The organism is Lentzea sp. NPDC004789, assembly GCF_053601075.1.
On sequence record NZ_JBSGBE010000017.1, the window covers coordinates 147,815 to 162,284 of the forward strand.

Genomic DNA, 14,470 nt, shown 5'->3' on the forward strand with positions numbered 1-14,470 from the left:
GTCACGAATGGGCTACATGAGCGAGGACCAGTGGAGTTCGACGTCCTGATCGAGATCCCCAAGGGCGTGCGCAACAAGTACGAGGTGGACCACAAGTCTGGTCGCATCCGCCTCGACCGCACGTTGTTCACGTCGACGCAGTACCCGGCCGACTACGGGTTCATCGAGAACACCCTGGGTGAGGACGGCGACCCCCTGGACGCCCTCGTTCTCGTCCAGGAACCGACGTTCCCCGGCTGCCTGATCGCCGCCCGCGCGATCGGCATGTTCCGCATGACGGACGAGAAGGGCGGCGACGACAAGGTCCTGTGCGTCCCGGCCTTCGACCCGCGGCACGAGCACCTGCGCGACATCCACCACCTGGCGGAGTTCGACCGCCTGGAGATCCAGCACTTCTTCGAGGTCTACAAGGACCTGGAGCCCGGCAAGAGCGTCGAGGGCGCGACCTGGGTGGGTCGCACCGAGGCCGAAGCCGAGATCAAGCGCTCCTACCAGCGTCTGAAGGACGCCGAGGCACGCGGCGAGACCTTCCACTGAGACAACGCGAAAGGGCCGTCCCCCGCGAGGAGGACGGCCCTTTTCCGTTAGTGCGTCAAGCTCAGACCGCGATGGACTCGGCGTCGGCCACCCGCTCCAGGCCCGACTTGGTCGACAGCGGCTTCTCGCGCAGGAACCACACGAGGACGAACGCCGCCACCATCACGATCCCGCCGGTCATGAAGACCGTGTCGATCGCGCTGGAGAAGCCGTCCAGGAACGGACGCGCCAGCACCGGGTCGAGGTTCTTGAGGAACTCGGTGTTGTTGATGTCGACGCCGGATCCGCCACCGGCCTGCAGGGCCTTCGCGAAGCCGGGGTTGTGGCTCAGCGCCACCTTGAACGCCTCGGTCTGCATGGCGGCCTTCAAGCCCTCGGCGATCTTGTCGCCGACCGTGCTGAACAGGATCGACAGGAACACCGCGGTACCGACGGTGCCACCGATCTGGCGGAAGAACGTCGCCGAAGCGGTCGCGACACCCATGTCACGCGGCTCCGCGTCGTTCTGAATCGCCAGCAGCAGCGTCTGCATGCACTGGCCCAGACCGGCGCCCATGATGAACATGTAGACCATGACCTGCCAGTTCGGCGTGCCCGTCCCGATGGTGCTGAACAGGAACAGCGCGATCGACATGAGCGCGGCGCCGATGATCGGGAAGATCTTGTAGCGCCCGGTCTTCGACGTGATCCGGCCCGCGGTCGCGGTGGCCGACATGATGCCGAACGTCATCGGCAGCAGCATCAGACCGGAGACCGTCGGCGAGACGCCCTTCACGATCTGCAGGTACAGCGGGATGGAGACCATGCCGCCGAACATGCCGATGCCGAGCACGAAGTTGATCGTGTTGCCCAGCGCGAACGTGTGGTTGCGGAACATCCGCATCGGCAGCAGCGCCTCGTCGCCCATGCGGGTCTCGACGAAGACGAACGCCACCAGACCCAGCGCACCGATCACGTACATGGCGATCGACGTACCGGACGCCCAGCCCCACTCGCGGCCCTGTTCGGCCACGATCAGCAGCGGCACCAGGCCGACGGTCAGCGTCAGCGCACCGAAGTAGTCGATGCGGTGGTCGACGCGGTTGTGCGGGATGTTCAGCACACGGCCCACGACGAACAGCGCGAGCAGCGCGATCGGCACGTTGACCAGGAACACCCAGCGCCAGCCGGTGACGCCGAGGAACGTGTCCAGACCGGCGAACACACCGCCGATGACCGGCCCGAGCACGCTCGCCGAACCGAACACGGCCATGAAGTACGCCGAGTACTTGTTGCGCTCACGCGGCGAGATGATGTCCGCCATGATCGCGAACGCCAGCGACATCAGACCGCCGGCACCAAGACCCTGGACCGCGCGGAACGCGGCCAGCTCGTACATCGACGTCGCGATGCCCGACAGCAGCGAGCCGGCCAGGAACAGCGAGATCGCCGCGAGGTACATCGGCTTGCGGCCGTAGATGTCCGACAGCTTGCCGTACAACGGGGTCGTGATGGTCGCGGTGATCAGGTAGGCGGTGGTCGCCCACGCCTGCAACGTCTGACCGTGCAGCTGGTCCGCGATGGTCTTCATGGCGCTGGCGACGATCATCTGGTCCAGCGCCGCGAGGAACATGCCCAGCAGCAGGCCGGACAGCACCGTCATGATCTGCCGGTGCGTCAGGGAGACCCCTGGTGCGGGTGTCGCCTCGGTGGTTGATGACATCTCTACTTTTCCCCTCCTGCGCGGGTCCCCGTCCCGCGTTCGATCAAGAGCGCCGGAACCGTGCGCTCGTAGTCCTGGACGAAGCGTTCGAACAGCTCCGCGAAAATCTTCAGATCCTCATCCGGCCAGTCCGCGAACATCTGCTCGATGGCCTCGTTGCGCTGCCGGCGCCGGTCGATGAGCAGCTTGCGTCCCGCTTCCGTCACCGCGAGAACGCTGGCCCGGCCGTCGCCCGGATCAGCTCGCCTCTCCACGAGCCCGTCCTTCACCAGCCCGGCCACCTGCCTGCTGACCGTGGACGGGTCGGAGAGCACCGCCTCCGCGAGCGCGCTCGAACGGCACTCACCGAGACCGGAGAGCGTCGCGAGGAGCACGAAGGCCGACTTGTCCATGCCCTGCTTGGCCATCTGATGGGCGACCTGAGCGTGCATCTTGTTCAGTCGGACCATGGCCATGCCCACCCGATCCGCGAGCTCGTGCTCGGGATCGATGCCGACGCACCTGCCCGGATCGACCATCTGACACCTCGATGCTTGTATCACCCAACTAGTTGCTCGCTACAAGCATCCATCTCGGCGGGCGGGATTGCAAGTGAGTTTCAGGTCTCACTCCACAGTGGAGCTGTACCAGCGCGGGGAGTAGCGGTTACCGACGGGTAGCAAGGCGGGTTACTCGTCGGTAGCATCCGTCTCATGAGCCAAGATGTGTCGTTCCTCGCCGCTGCGATGAAGCAGGCGGTGCCGTACGTGAAGACCACCGGCATCGAGTTCGAGGAGGTCTCGCCCGGCCGCGTCGTCGCGTCGCTGCCGGACGACGAGACGCTGCACAACCACATCGGCGGACCGCACGCCGCGATGATGTTCGGCCTCGGCGAGTCCGCGTCCGGCGCTGTCGTCATGTCGGCGTTCGCCGCCCACCTCGGCAAGGCCACGCCGCTCGCGGTCCGCGCCGAGATCGCCTACAAGAAGGTGGCGATGGGCGTCGTGCGAGCTGAGGCCGTTCTCGACCGGTCCGCGGAGGACGTTCTGGCCGAGTTGGAGTCCGGTGCGCGGCCCGAATTCCCGGTGACGGTGACGATCACCAACGCCGAGGGCGTGACCACTTGCGAGATGACCGTCGTCTGGACGTTGAAGCCCGCACGCTGAACTGGGCATCTCCGTATTTCAGTTCGGACTACCTGTGAACCGATCCGGGCCAAATACGTAACCTTGGCCACACTCCGGCCGGAGAGCACTATTCGGGTTCATGTCGGGGTGGAGAACTGTGAGCGGAGTCCTGCTGGTCGCGCTCACCGCGGGATGCACCGCGCAGGCGCAGCAGACGACTCCCGTTGCCGTCGAGAAGCCGGCCGTGGACACACCGGTCACGACGACGCCGTCGGTGCCACCGGCCATGCTGGGCATCACCGTGGCGTCGATCGTGGACGGCCGTTCCGTGATGCTTTCCGACGGTTCGAAGGCCGAGGTCAGCGGCCTCGCCCAGCCGGGACCGTGCTGGGCGGAGGCGGCCGCGGGCTTCGCCAAGAGCATGCTGCTGGGCCAGCAGGTGCGCTACGACCGCACCACCGGCACGCTCAGCCTCGCGGACGGCACGGACTTCGCGCTGCTCGCGCTGGGCAACGGCGCCGGGCGGACCACCGGCACCGCGACGCCGGGGCAGAAGGAGGCCGAGGGGGCGGCACAGCGGGTCCCCATCGGACTGTGGGGTGAGCCGTGCGGTGGCAAGGACACCACCGAGACGCCCACGCCTCCTCCCCCGCCACCACCCCCGCCGCCCGCTCCCAAGCCGACCACGACGACCCCCAAGCCCAAGCCGGTGTTCTTCGCGAACTGCGAGGAGGCGTGGCGGGCCGGTGCGGCACCCATCTACTGGGGACAGCCGGGTTACCGGGTCGAACTGGACGCGAACCGGAACGGAATCGCCTGCGAGCCCCCGCGCCGCTGATCGCCGGTCATACGCTCGGACCATGCGACTGCACGTCCACCGGTGGGGTTCGGGTCCGCGCGTGGTCCTGGTGCACGGTGGCGTGCTGGGCGGCCGGGAGGCCTGGCGGGCCCAGCGACCGCTCACCGAGCGCTGGACGCTGCTCGCACCGGACCGGCCGGGCCACGGCCAGTCGCCGCCCGCGCGGCAGGACTTCGAACCGGAGGCCGCGCTCGTCGCCGATCAGCTGCTGGACCTGCCGAGCCACCTCGTCGGGCTGTCGTACGGCGCGATCGTCTCCATGTACGCCGCCGCGCTGCGGCCGGAGCACGTGCGGTCGTTGACGATCATCGAGCCGCCGTGCGCCGGGGTGGCGCGCGGCGTGCCGGTCGTCGACGCGTTCGGGGCCGCCACGCGGGCCGTGGTCGAGTCGGCCGATCTTGATCCGGTGGCGGCGTTGCGCCGCTTCTTCCCCGTCGCCGGCGTTCCGGTCGAGGTCCCCGAACGGCCGCACGAGACGCTGGTCAAGGGCATGCGGCAGCTGCTGGGCGCACGTCCGCCGGACGAGGCGGAGCCGCCGTTGGCCGCGTTGCGCGCCGCCGGGTTCCCGATCCTGGTGGTCTCCGGTGGCCACAGCGAGGCGAACGAGATCATCTGCGACACGATCGCCCGCGAGACCGGCGCGCGACGGGCGGTGTGCCGCGGTCGCGACCACCTGGTTGCGGAAGCTCCGGAGTTCAACGCGCTGCTGGAGAGTTTTCTAACCTCAACGGCATGAAGCTGGACAGCAGTGCCGTCGACTACACCCCCGCCGGCGCCGGGGACATCGCGAAGCAGGCGGAAGCACAGGGCTACGACGGCTTCTGGCTCGCCGAGACCAAGCACGACCCGTTCCTGGCGCTCGCCGGTGCGGCCGCGGCGACCGAGCGGATCGAGCTCGGCACGGCGATCGCGGTGGCGTTCGCGCGCAACCCCATGACCGTGGCCACCACCGCGAACGACCTGCAGCTGCTGTCCGGTGGCCGGTTCAACCTCGGGCTCGGCTCGCAGGTCGAAGCGCACATCACCAAGCGGTTCGCCATGCCGTGGAGCAAGCCGGCCGCGCGCATGCGGGAGTTCGTGCTGGCGATCCGGGCGATCTGGCACGCGTGGGAGACCGGCGAACGGCTGGCGTTCCGCGGCGAGTTCTACAAGCACACGCTGATGACGCCGTTCTTCGACCCGGGCCCGAACCCGCACGGCACCGCGCCGATCTACCTCGCGGGCGTCGGCGAGCTGATGACCGAGGTGGCCGGCGAGGTCGCGGACGGCTTCCTGTGCCACAACTTCACGACCGAGCGGTACCTGCGCGAGGTGACGCTGCCGGCGCTCGCCCGCGGGCGGGCCAAGGCGGGCAGGACGTTGGAGGGCTTCGAGATCAGCGGTCCGGTGTTCGCCGCGACGAACGACGAGGAGATCGCCGACGTGAAGCGGCAGATCGCGTTCTACGGGTCGACGCCCGCGTACAAGCCGGTGCTGGACCTGCACGGCTGGGGCGGGCTGCACGAGGAGCTGCACCGGATGTCCCGCAGGCAGCAGTGGGCCGAGATGAGTGAGCTGGTCACCGACGAGGTGCTGCACGAGTTCGCCGTGGTCGGCTCGGCGGACACCGTCACGGCGGGCCTGATGGACCGCTTCGGTGACGTGGTCACGCGGATCTCACCGCCGAAGAACGTGCTTCAACGACCGGAGAAGTGACTGAGGCCCTGCCGAGCCAGCTCGTCGTGGAAGGCGGCGAGCTCGGCGCGCACTCTGGCCACGCCCCTCTTGCGAATCCACCTGCGTCTGCCCACGTTGGCCGCGGTCAGCGCGAACGGCAGGGCCAGCAGAGTCAGGACCAGCATCGTGATCATGTGTCTCCTCAGGGTTGCGAACAAGCAACGACCAATCGAGACGCCGCTTACGGTACCGGGTGCAAAGCCACCCAGGTGGAGCAAAGTCACCGACAGCAAGTCAGTTCTTGACTAAATTTGTTTTCGGTGCGACGGTGGAGCCATGTTCGAAGTGGCGGTGATCGAGGACCCGGCCGCGGCCGAGGTGTCGCTGGACCCGGTGCGGGCGCGGCTGCTCGCGGAGCTGGCGGAGCCGGGATCGGCGACGATGCTCGCCGCGAAGGTCGGCCTGCCCAGGCAGAAGGTGAACTACCACCTGCGGACGCTGGAGCAGCACGGCCTGGTGGAGCTCGTCGAGGAACGGCGCAAGGGCAACGTGAACGAGCGCCTGCTGCAGGCGACCGCCGCGTCCTACGTGATCTCCCCGACCGCGCTCGCGGCCGTGCAGCCGGACCCGGCGCGCTCACCCGACCGACTGTCGGCGCGCTGGCTGCTCGCGGTCTCGGCACGGCTGGTCCGCGACGTCGGCACGTTGATCACGGGCGCGACCAGGGCGAAGAAGCGGCTCGCGACGTTCGCGCTGGACGGCGAGGTCCGGTTCGCCACGGCAGCCGACCGCGCCGCATTCGCCGAAGAGCTGGCCACATGCGTGACGCGGCTCGTCGCGAAGTACCACGACGAACAGGCCGAAGGCGGGCGAGCGCACCGAGTCGTCGTCGCCCTGCACCCCAGCGTCGCCCCGAAGGAGGAAGAGTCGTGACCCGCGAGTTCGAGATCAGGAAGGAAGTCGAGGTCGAGGGGACCCCGGAGCAGGTCTGGGACGCCATCGCGACCGGGCCTGGCATCGACTCGTGGTTCATGGGCCCGCACACGGTCGACGGCCGCCTCGGCGGGCGGATGTCGATCGACATGGGCTTCTTCCAGGACGGCTCCACCATCACCGGGTGGGAGCCGGGCAAGCGCCTGGCCCACTCCTCGGACCAGGGCGAGGACGGCACGTTCCACGCGTTCGAGTACCTGATCGAGGGCCGTGACCAGGGCTCGACCGTGCTGCGGTTCGTGCACAACGGCATCCTCGGCGACGGCTGGGGCGACGAGTACCTCGACCAGACCTCGCACGGCTGGGACATGTACCTGTTCACGCTCGGCCAGTACGTGCGGCACTTCACCGGCCGGCGCGGCACGTACGTGTTCGCGCAGGCTCCGGCCGAGCAGCCCGACGACGCGTGGCCCCGGCTGGCCGCCGCGCTCGGCGTGCCGGCGGACTTCCAGGTCGGCGACGAGGTGAAGCTGGAACCGTTCGGCATCGACGGTGTCGTCGACTACGGCGTTCCAGGCCTGATGCTCGGCGTGCGCGGACCCGAGGGTCTGTACCGGTTCCACGGCACGCACGCCGTCGGCCACCACGTCTTCGGTGACGCGACCGGCCAGCACGAGAAGTGGTCCGCGTTCCTCGCTCAGGCGCTGGGACAGACCTCGTAGACGTAGTCGTCGTGCCCGTACGGCACCACGTTCCGGTCACGGCGGATGATCGACCCCTTGCCGCCGTGATCGGCACACGACTTCTGGAACGCCTCGTCGGTGTACTCGATCTGGAAGACGTTGTCGCCGAACGCGTCCGCGTACGGCTTGCACTCGTTGTGGACCTGGCAGTCCTCGGTGATCGCGAAGTCGAAGCCGATGTACTTCTTGCCCGAGTCGCCGAGCTCACCGCCGTTCTTCTGCGCGACCGCGAGACCCTTCTGGTGCGCGTGCTTGACGAACGCCTTCATGAACTCCTTGGTGGCGTTGATGTCGAACGCGCCGCCGGCCCGCGTGTGCGAGTCGAGGTTGTCGGCCTCGATGGCCTGGTAGCGCGACGTCTTGCAGCCCTCGATCCACTTCTTCTGGATGTCGAGGATCTTCGTGCGCTTCTCGGCGGTGGAGATGTCGAGGATGCCCTCGTCCCACTCCGGGTCGACCATCGGCTCGCCGTCCGGCTTCTTGACCAGCAGGTCGCCGTGGTTCTGCTTCCACCAGCTGAGGCTGCCGTCCATCGGGTCGGGCTGGGTCTGCAACGCGTTGAGGTAGCAGATGTTGTAGCGGTCGCCGACGGGGATCTTGCTGCGGTCCCGCACCACGATCTTGACCCGTGCGTCCGGCTGGTAGATCCCGCCGATCTGGTAGTCGAACTTGGCACCACTGGGCGGGAGCTCGACGGACTGCGCCTCGGAGTCACTCCCACTGCAGGACGCGACGAACAGGAGCAGGGCGGCAGCCGCCGCGGCTGGCTTCATGCGCGGCAGTCTGTCACCCGTCAGATAACGGAGGTGTAACACAAGGGCACTCCATAGCTCACAAATGAGATTTACCTTCCACCATGTGAAAAACAGGTCGCTCTTCCTGCAGCTCCTCGTCGCCGTCGTCGCGGGCGTTCTCGTGGGCCACTTCTTCCGGTCGTTCGGCGCGGACCTGAAACCGATCGGGGACGGCTTCCTCAAGCTGATCAAGATGGTGATCGCACCACTGATCTTCTGCGTGGTGGCGACGGGCATCGCGAAGGCAGGCGACCTGCGCGCGGTCGGCCGGATCGGTGTGAAGGCGCTGATCTACTTCGAGGTGGTGTCGACGGCAGCGCTCGCGCTGGGGCTGCTGGTCGGCAACGTGGTGCGACCGGGTGCGGGCATGAACGTGGATCCGTCCACGTTGGACGCCTCCGCCGTCGAGGCGAAGACGCAGGGTGGTCACCTCCCCGGCGTCGTGCAGTTCCTCCTGGATCTCATTCCGTCCAGTGTGGTGGACGCGTTGGCGCGCAACGCGTTGCTTCAGGTGCTGCTGTTCGCGGTGCTGTTCGGCTGCGCGCTCGCTCAGCTCGGCGACCGCGTCACCCCCGTCGTGGACCTGTTGGAACGCGTCAACCTGGCGTTCTTCACGGTGCTGGGCTACGTGATGAAGCTGGCGCCGCTCGGCGCGTTCGGCGCGATGGCCTTCCTGATCGGACAGTACGGACTGGGCTCACTGGTCACGTACCTGTGGCTGATCCTGTCGGCTTACGGCGCGGCACTGCTGTTCTGCGCGTTGCTCGGCGTGATCGCGTGGACGTTCGCGCGCGTGAACCTGCTGCAGTTCGTGCGGTACGCCAAGGAGGAGTTCCTGCTGGCGCTCGGCACCGCGTCGTCGGAAGCCGTGCTGCCGCGGATGATGGTGAAGCTGCAGCGGGCCGGCTGCGCGCCCACGTCGGTCGGTCTGGTGCTGCCGACCGGGTACTCGTTCAACCTCGACGGCGCCTCGATCTACCTGTCGCTCGCGACGGTGTTCCTCGCCCAGGCGTTGAACGTGCCGCTCGACCTCGGCGACCAGCTGACGATCGTGCTCGTGCTCGTGCTGACCTCGAAGGGCATGGCCGGCGTGCCCGGCTCGGCGTTCCTCGCCCTCTCGGCCACGGTCGCCGCGGTCGGCTCGATCCCGGCCGCGGCGGTCGCGTTGCTGCTCGGCGCGGACCGGATCATGGACTCGATGCGCGTCTTCACGAACCTGCTGGGCAACTGCGTGGCGACGTTCGTGGTGTCGCGCTGGGAGGGCATGCTCGACGTCGAGCAGATGCGGTCAGTTCTCGGCGAGCCAGTCCGCGACGACCTGGTCGAGCAGCGCGAGGGTTAGCCGTCCCTGGCCGAGCACGATCTCGTGGAAGTCGCGTACGTCCCGGCCGGCCCGGTCCGAGGCGGCCCGCAGTTCGTCGAACTTGAGGCCTCCCACCGCGTACGCGAGCGCCTGGCCCGGTTCGGCGAGGTAGCGGTCCACCTCGGCCTCGGCCAGTTCGCGCGGCATCGGGGTGTTGCCGAGCAGGTAGTCGACGGCCCGCTGCCTGCTCCAGCCCTGAGCGTGCAGGCCGGTGTCGGCGACCAGCCGGCCCGCGCGCTTGGCGGCCATGGTGAGCATGCCGAGCCGGAACTCCTCGCTGCTGTACAGGCCCATCTCCTCGGCCAGGCGTTCGCAGTACAGCGCCCAGCCCTCGCTGAACACGCTGATGTGCGCCTTGCGGCGGAGCAGCGGCAGATCCGGGAGCAGCGCCATCCTGGTCGCCTCGAAGTGGTGGCCCGGCACGGCCTCGTGGAACGCCGTCGCCTCCGCGACGTCGCGGAGCCGCGTTTGCGGTTCCGCGGTGTTGACGAAGTAGGTGCCGGGGCGGCTGCCGTCGAGTGCGGCGGCCAGGTAGTGCGGCGGCGTGCTCGCAGGTACCGGCGGTGCCATCGCGGCGATCACGCAGCGCTCGTCCGGAGTCGTCCGGAACCATTGCGGGGCAACGGCTTCGGCTCTGCGCACGGCTGCTTCGGCGTCCTCGATCATCTCCTGCGCGCTGCCGTACGCGACGCCTCGATGATCGCCGAGCTCGCGCTTGAGGTCCTCGACGAGCCGTCGGCCGGTGGCGTGCAGCTCGTCCGGGTCGAGATCCGCGGTGGTGTGCGTGCGGATCGCCCTGCGGTACAGCTCTTCGCCGTCCGGCAGCCAGCACAGCCCCGCGTGCTCCTCATCGCGGCCGTGCGGAAGCACGTCGTTCACCAGCACCTCGCCGTAGCGCCGGACGGCCGGATCGTCGTACCGGCCGACGAGCTCGATCGCCTGCTCCACGAGGTGCCGGACCGGCGTCCGGCCTGCCGCGATGCCCGCACGGTGCCGTTCCGCGACGGTCGCGAGGAACCCCGGCACGGCGTGGTGGCTCTTCAGGTGCCCGAGGAAGTACAGCAGCTCGGGCACCGCGGACCGCACGTACGCGCTCACCCCGAACTCGACGACCCTCGACTCGATCGAGTCGCACTCGGCGCGGGCCAGGTGCAGGACGAGCTCCTTCGTGATGCGGTCGTCGAGGGTTTGCGCGGTCCGTCGTTCCGCTTCCTCGGCGATCTCCCGATAGCGCCGCAGATAGCGCTGGTCCGCCTCCTCGCTGTGGTCCTGCAGCGCGCCGTCGTCGCGCAGCCCCATCAGGTTCGGCCGCAGCGTGTGGTGGTCGAGCACGGTCTCGAAGAGACGGTCAGCGAGCGCGTTGACTTCGGACATCTGTCCCCCAGGAGTTACGCCGTTGAGCGGCCATCGCCGCCCGTTCCGGCGGGTATGCCCTGCTCATGCGGTGGTTACTGCTGATCATCCTGCTGGCCAGCTGTTCCGCGATACCCCTGTCGTCCACGCCCCAGCTCGACCACGTGCCAGAGGGAACCCTCGATGCCGGTGCCGCCCGTACCTCTCTCGCGGCACTCCCCATCGCCACCCCGGGCCGTCTGGACGGCTACGTGCGCGATTGTGACGACGGAAAAGCATGCGTGTTCGGCCAGCCGTGGTTCGACACCGACGGCGACGGCTGCGACCAGCGCAGCCAGGTCCTGGCCCGCGACCTGACGAACGTCGAGCGCAAACCCGGCCGCTGCGGCGTGCAGTCCGGGACCCTCGACGACCCGTACACCGGCTCGCGCATCACCAGCGTGTCGAAGATCCAGATCGACCACGTGGTGCCGCTCGCCGAGATGTGGCGGAGCGGGGCGGCCGCCTGGGCACCTGATCGGAGGGTGGCCGCGGCCAACGACCTGCGGAACCTGGTGGCGGTCTCCGGCAAGGAGAACCAGTCGAAGGGCGACAAGACGCCTGACGAGTGGATGCCGCCCAACGCCGCGTATGCGTGTTCGTACGGGCGGATCTACGTGACGGTCAAGGCGGCGTACGGGCTGAGCGTCACTCAGGCGGAACGTTCGGCGTTGGAGAAGGCCCTGTCGACCTGTGCGCCGGCACCCACGACCTGATCAGTCAGTTCTCCGGATCAGGCTGGAATACCCGACCACGACGAGCGTGGCCAGAATCCACACGGCGACCTGCAGCAGCCAGATCACCGCGGCGAAGACCTGGCCGCGGTGACTGGTCGTGTCGAGGTCGCACCGCTCACGCACGCCGGTCGCCGCGAGCGGAAGACCCCGGTCGATTCCCAGACCCACTTGCTCGAACGTCGAACAGGGCGTGAACGGCTGCTCTGCGCGTCTCGTGTGGCCGGCCGCGTACCTGCCGTCCCGGATCGGGGTGTGACCGGCCCACAGCCCGAGAAGACCGGCCAACACGAGAACCACCAGTGTTGCGACGACCGTGCGACTGATGCGATATCCGTAGCCGGCCGCCCAGCTTCAGAGGCCCCTCAATCGTCATCCCCGACGCACGCAGGGCAGGCCCGGACGAATTGCTCAGCTTCGAGTCCAACAGATCCACACTGCCCCGAACAAATGCCCCGCGCAGTGACACCGCACCTATCGGTGAGTCCGCAGCCGCCGAGAACCCGTGGCGGAGAAAGAGGTTTCCTCCGATTCGAATGTCCTCGGCGTGCAACGCCGGCCCGCCTGCCGAGATGAGCGACGCCTTGTCGAGCTCGAGATTCCCGCCGATGTGCGCACCGGGCAGTCTGACCGCCCTCAGCTCGGTACCGGCCGCCGTGAACCCATGACGGAGGAACAGACCACCGATCACCCTGAGCCGATCCGCCAGCAGCGCCGGAACCTGGCAGCCTTCCAGCTCCAGCCAGGGCAACTCCGCATCCCTGGCGACCACCGGACGCGAGAACAGGCAATCAGTGAGGTTCAGACCTGCTTTGCTGAGCACGCCTTCCAGGTCGAGCGTTCCCTCCACGCGCGCGCCGGTCAGCCGCACACCCCTCGGATCCAGCTCTCCACGACGACCCAGCAACAGATCGCGAATCACGTCCGCCCGGATGACCTGCGTGCCATCGCATCGAAGACGCTGGCCGTGCCGGGCCGCCGCCACGAGCTTGCGTTCCTGAACGCTCAGACCTCGCCTGCGCCACACACGAACAACGTCGTGACCAGGATCGCAGCGTTACGAGGTCAAACAAAAACCGGCGGACCCTCCGAGGAGGATCCGCCGGTCATCTCACCGAGCCGCCTGTCGGAATCGAACCGACGACCTGCTCATTACGAGTTCCACAGTGATCGTGTTGAGGGCTGACGGGTAGTACCGCACCGGTCTGCTTGATCCTGGTCAGGCCGGTGCGGCTGCCGCTCGGTGTCGTTGTCGATCAGCTCGTTTCGGAGCGTTCGGGCACACAATGGGCACACCTTGCGAGCCCCCATCTCGTCCCCGCTGACCAGCACGGATGCCGCTCCGCAGACGGCGAACCAGAGTGCGATCCCCCGGAAGTCGATCGGCCGTGCCGTCGCTTCGACCGCGTGCAGCAACGACCGGAAGACACCGGCTGCTGGTCTGACTACGGCGTCCACAGGATCGGCCCGGTCGCCTTCACGAGCCGAGGCGCGAGCCGATCGCCAGGAGCGGGAACGCTCAGCAGCTCCTGAACCACGTGCGTCAGCGAACCTGTGCGCTCCCACACGATGCCGGGCGGCTCATCCCCATCGGTGCGCAACGCCATCGCGTCGTCCTCATCGCGAACGCGGACGGCGTCGATCCAGCCACCCGGCCAGACCCTGTAGCCGTCGACCTGTGTCGGCACTCCTTCGACCGCGTCGCGGTGGACGAAGGTCCAGCCCGCCTCTCTGATCGCGATAAGCGCAGCGAGTGCGGGAAAGGCACGGATCGCCGCGTCGTCGTTCATGCGGCATCACTCGACGCCCGGACGCGAACACCCGTCGCCACAACCAGTTCGGGCAATGGGTCGCCGTTCACGCGGTGGACCACGCGCTGCCCGGTGAATGCTCGTCGACCGTGCAACCAGCGGTGGTTGTCCAGGACGTAGCCCTGCCCGGCAGCGAGCCCGAACTCGAACGCGTGGCGGTCGATCGCCGCCCGGAGTGCCGGAATCCATCGGTTGACCTCAGGCGAGCTCGTCGAGCCGAAGTCTGACGGCGATTCGACCTCGACCGTTGTCGCTGAAGATCGAGCTGAGATGCCCTGCCGCACCGCCGAACAGCACGGAACGCGGCGTGCTCAACGCGGTGAGCGCTTCGGGCTCCGACTCGGCGAGATCGTCGTACACGGCCTGGCCGTCGATGAGCACGCACTCGCCACCGGTTGTCGCAGCCTGTGTGCAGCTCATCATCAGCAGGGCAGGCGGGTGCGGAACGCCTGAGCGATCGGTGTGCGGGTTGAGCGCACAAGCGCTGAAGCCTGCGAACCCGCTACGCACGATCGACTCACCAAGGTCAGCGATCGTGGTGACGCCATCAGGTCCGCTGTCCCGGTGCGGCACGACGATGGCAATCGACTGCACGAGCCTCAGCAGGTCCTCAGGGCCGTCGAGTCCATCGACTACAGCGAGTCCCTGCTCGGCGATCAGCTCGACCAGGTTGGCGGAGTCCGCGTTGACGCGATACTGCTCGATCATGGCGTCTACCTCCCGAAACGACTCGTCTACGGGATCAGCAGAACGCTGTTCTGTCCACCACGTCCAGTGACAGGTTGTCAACACCGCGTCGCCTCGGCATGGTGGGTTCCGGTGCTACGTTGCCGGTGAGCA

The 14,470-nt window shown here is 67.9% G+C and carries 19 protein-coding genes; 10 read left to right on the forward strand and 9 right to left on the reverse strand.

Annotated features, from left to right (window positions below):
• Positions 1-30 precede the first annotated feature (30 nt).
• Positions 31-537: an inorganic diphosphatase gene (locus ACWEIJ_RS32910; protein WP_330853529.1), complete on the forward strand. Its 507-nt coding sequence runs from the start codon at positions 31-33 to the stop codon at positions 535-537.
• Positions 538-598: 61 nt separating this feature from the next.
• Here ACWEIJ_RS32910 and ACWEIJ_RS32915 read toward each other — a convergent pair whose 3' ends face one another.
• Both ACWEIJ_RS32915 and ACWEIJ_RS32920 read right to left on the reverse strand, forming a co-directional pair.
• Positions 599-2,239, reverse strand: a complete 1,641-nt coding sequence (locus ACWEIJ_RS32915; RefSeq protein ID WP_449841135.1) for an MDR family MFS transporter — start codon at positions 2,237-2,239, stop codon at positions 599-601.
• 2 nt (positions 2,240-2,241) lie between these two features.
• Positions 2,242-2,757 (reverse strand): MarR family winged helix-turn-helix transcriptional regulator, encoded by a 516-nt coding sequence (locus tag ACWEIJ_RS32920; RefSeq protein WP_449841136.1) that lies wholly within the window; start codon positions 2,755-2,757, stop codon positions 2,242-2,244.
• Positions 2,758-2,931: 174 nt separating this feature from the next.
• Here ACWEIJ_RS32920 and ACWEIJ_RS32925 point away from each other — a divergent pair, with 174 nt between their 5' ends.
• The 4 genes from ACWEIJ_RS32925 to ACWEIJ_RS32940 all read left to right on the forward strand — a co-directional run bounded on the left by ACWEIJ_RS32925 (position 2,932) and on the right by ACWEIJ_RS32940 (position 5,899).
• The gene (locus tag ACWEIJ_RS32925) at positions 2,932-3,384 is read left to right on the forward strand and encodes a DUF4442 domain-containing protein (RefSeq protein WP_449841137.1); all 453 of its coding nucleotides are present in this window, start codon (positions 2,932-2,934) and stop codon (positions 3,382-3,384) included.
• A gap of 118 nt (positions 3,385-3,502) precedes the next feature.
• Positions 3,503-4,183: a thermonuclease family protein gene (locus ACWEIJ_RS32930; protein ID WP_449841138.1), complete on the forward strand. Its 681-nt coding sequence runs from the start codon at positions 3,503-3,505 to the stop codon at positions 4,181-4,183.
• Positions 4,184-4,205: 22 nt separating this feature from the next.
• Positions 4,206-4,940, forward strand: coding sequence for an alpha/beta fold hydrolase (locus tag ACWEIJ_RS32935; protein ID WP_449841139.1), 735 nt, complete (start codon positions 4,206-4,208; stop codon positions 4,938-4,940).
• Positions 4,937-5,899 (forward strand): TIGR03617 family F420-dependent LLM class oxidoreductase, encoded by a 963-nt coding sequence (locus tag ACWEIJ_RS32940; protein WP_449841140.1) that lies wholly within the window; start codon positions 4,937-4,939, stop codon positions 5,897-5,899. The genes ACWEIJ_RS32935 and ACWEIJ_RS32940 overlap by 4 nt, the downstream gene beginning before the upstream one ends.
• On the opposite strand, the gene ACWEIJ_RS32945 is transcribed toward ACWEIJ_RS32940, so the two are convergent.
• Positions 5,881-6,054, reverse strand: coding sequence for a hypothetical protein (locus ACWEIJ_RS32945; protein WP_449841141.1), 174 nt, complete (start codon positions 6,052-6,054; stop codon positions 5,881-5,883). The two genes, ACWEIJ_RS32940 and ACWEIJ_RS32945, sit on opposite strands and share 19 nt — an antisense overlap.
• A gap of 142 nt (positions 6,055-6,196) precedes the next feature.
• Between ACWEIJ_RS32945 and ACWEIJ_RS32950 the strand changes: the two genes are divergently transcribed.
• Together ACWEIJ_RS32950 and ACWEIJ_RS32955 are read left to right on the forward strand one after the other, a co-directional pair.
• Positions 6,197-6,793, forward strand: a complete 597-nt coding sequence (locus tag ACWEIJ_RS32950) for an ArsR/SmtB family transcription factor (RefSeq protein ID WP_449841142.1) — start codon at positions 6,197-6,199, stop codon at positions 6,791-6,793.
• Positions 6,790-7,515 carry an SRPBCC family protein gene (locus ACWEIJ_RS32955; RefSeq protein WP_449841143.1) on the forward strand — a complete coding sequence of 242 codons (726 nt, stop codon included), beginning with the start codon at positions 6,790-6,792 and terminating at the stop codon, positions 7,513-7,515. Before ACWEIJ_RS32950 ends, ACWEIJ_RS32955 begins: the two co-directional genes overlap by 4 nt.
• Here the strand turns inward: ACWEIJ_RS32955 and ACWEIJ_RS32960 are convergent.
• Positions 7,491-8,309 carry an endo alpha-1,4 polygalactosaminidase gene (locus ACWEIJ_RS32960; RefSeq protein WP_449841144.1) on the reverse strand — a complete coding sequence of 273 codons (819 nt, stop codon included), beginning with the start codon at positions 8,307-8,309 and terminating at the stop codon, positions 7,491-7,493. The genes ACWEIJ_RS32955 and ACWEIJ_RS32960 overlap by 25 nt on opposite strands.
• Before the next feature lie 85 nt (positions 8,310-8,394).
• Here ACWEIJ_RS32960 and dctA point away from each other — a divergent pair, with 85 nt between their 5' ends.
• Entirely contained in the window at positions 8,395-9,672 is a 1,278-nt protein-coding gene (gene dctA / locus ACWEIJ_RS32965) for a C4-dicarboxylate transporter DctA (RefSeq protein WP_449841145.1), read from the forward strand.
• Here the strand turns inward: dctA and ACWEIJ_RS32970 are convergent.
• Entirely contained in the window at positions 9,619-11,067 is a 1,449-nt protein-coding gene (locus ACWEIJ_RS32970; RefSeq protein ID WP_449841146.1) for a DUF885 domain-containing protein, read from the reverse strand. The two genes, dctA and ACWEIJ_RS32970, sit on opposite strands and share 54 nt — an antisense overlap.
• A gap of 65 nt (positions 11,068-11,132) precedes the next feature.
• On the opposite strand from ACWEIJ_RS32970, the gene ACWEIJ_RS32975 reads away from it, so the two are divergent.
• Entirely contained in the window at positions 11,133-11,801 is a 669-nt protein-coding gene (locus ACWEIJ_RS32975) for an HNH endonuclease family protein (RefSeq protein ID WP_449841147.1), read from the forward strand.
• On the opposite strand, the gene ACWEIJ_RS32980 is transcribed toward ACWEIJ_RS32975, so the two are convergent.
• Positions 11,802-12,110, reverse strand: a complete 309-nt coding sequence (locus ACWEIJ_RS32980) for a hypothetical protein (RefSeq protein WP_449841148.1) — start codon at positions 12,108-12,110, stop codon at positions 11,802-11,804. It abuts the gene before it with no gap.
• Between the two features lie 214 nt (positions 12,111-12,324).
• Here ACWEIJ_RS32980 and ACWEIJ_RS32985 point away from each other — a divergent pair, with 214 nt between their 5' ends.
• Complete coding sequence (locus ACWEIJ_RS32985) at positions 12,325-13,005, forward strand: hypothetical protein (RefSeq protein ID WP_449841149.1); 681 nt, start codon at positions 12,325-12,327, stop codon at positions 13,003-13,005.
• A 259-nt stretch (positions 13,006-13,264) separates the two neighbouring features.
• Here the strand turns inward: ACWEIJ_RS32985 and ACWEIJ_RS32990 are convergent, their stop codons facing one another.
• From ACWEIJ_RS32990 to ACWEIJ_RS33000, 3 genes are read right to left on the reverse strand one after another with little or no spacing between them, the layout of a single operon-like run.
• Entirely contained in the window at positions 13,265-13,609 is a 345-nt protein-coding gene (locus ACWEIJ_RS32990; protein WP_449841150.1) for a hypothetical protein, read from the reverse strand.
• Positions 13,606-13,914, reverse strand: a complete 309-nt coding sequence (locus ACWEIJ_RS32995; RefSeq protein WP_449841151.1) for a TauD/TfdA family dioxygenase — start codon at positions 13,912-13,914, stop codon at positions 13,606-13,608. Before ACWEIJ_RS32995 ends, ACWEIJ_RS32990 begins: the two co-directional genes overlap by 4 nt.
• The gene (locus ACWEIJ_RS33000; RefSeq protein ID WP_449841152.1) at positions 13,829-14,338 is read right to left on the reverse strand and encodes a TauD/TfdA family dioxygenase; all 510 of its coding nucleotides are present in this window, start codon (positions 14,336-14,338) and stop codon (positions 13,829-13,831) included. The genes ACWEIJ_RS32995 and ACWEIJ_RS33000 overlap by 86 nt, the downstream gene beginning before the upstream one ends.
• Positions 14,339-14,470 lie beyond the last annotated feature (132 nt).

Excerpts from the sequence above, each read along its gene's own strand:
- ACWEIJ_RS32935 (WP_449841139.1), top strand. The coding sequence starts at position 4,206 with ATGCGACTGCACGTCCACCGGTGGGGTTCGGGTCCGCGCGTGGTCCTG.
- ACWEIJ_RS33000 (WP_449841152.1), bottom strand. The coding sequence starts at position 14,338 with ATGATCGAGCAGTATCGCGTCAACGCGGACTCCGCCAACCTGGTCGAG.
- ACWEIJ_RS32925 (WP_449841137.1), top strand. The coding sequence starts at position 2,932 with ATGAGCCAAGATGTGTCGTTCCTCGCCGCTGCGATGAAGCAGGCGGTG.
- ACWEIJ_RS32920 (WP_449841136.1), bottom strand. The coding sequence starts at position 2,757 with ATGGTCGATCCGGGCAGGTGCGTCGGCATCGATCCCGAGCACGAGCTC.
- ACWEIJ_RS32950 (WP_449841142.1), top strand. The coding sequence starts at position 6,197 with ATGTTCGAAGTGGCGGTGATCGAGGACCCGGCCGCGGCCGAGGTGTCG.
- ACWEIJ_RS32915 (WP_449841135.1), bottom strand. The coding sequence starts at position 2,239 with ATGTCATCAACCACCGAGGCGACACCCGCACCAGGGGTCTCCCTGACG.
- ACWEIJ_RS32945 (WP_449841141.1), bottom strand. The coding sequence starts at position 6,054 with ATGATCACGATGCTGGTCCTGACTCTGCTGGCCCTGCCGTTCGCGCTG.
- ACWEIJ_RS32990 (WP_449841150.1), bottom strand. The coding sequence starts at position 13,609 with ATGAACGACGACGCGGCGATCCGTGCCTTTCCCGCACTCGCTGCGCTT.
- ACWEIJ_RS32940 (WP_449841140.1), top strand. The coding sequence starts at position 4,937 with ATGAAGCTGGACAGCAGTGCCGTCGACTACACCCCCGCCGGCGCCGGG.
- ACWEIJ_RS32970 (WP_449841146.1), bottom strand. The coding sequence starts at position 11,067 with ATGTCCGAAGTCAACGCGCTCGCTGACCGTCTCTTCGAGACCGTGCTC.
- ACWEIJ_RS32960 (WP_449841144.1), bottom strand. The coding sequence starts at position 8,309 with ATGAAGCCAGCCGCGGCGGCTGCCGCCCTGCTCCTGTTCGTCGCGTCC.
- ACWEIJ_RS32975 (WP_449841147.1), top strand. The coding sequence starts at position 11,133 with ATGCGGTGGTTACTGCTGATCATCCTGCTGGCCAGCTGTTCCGCGATA.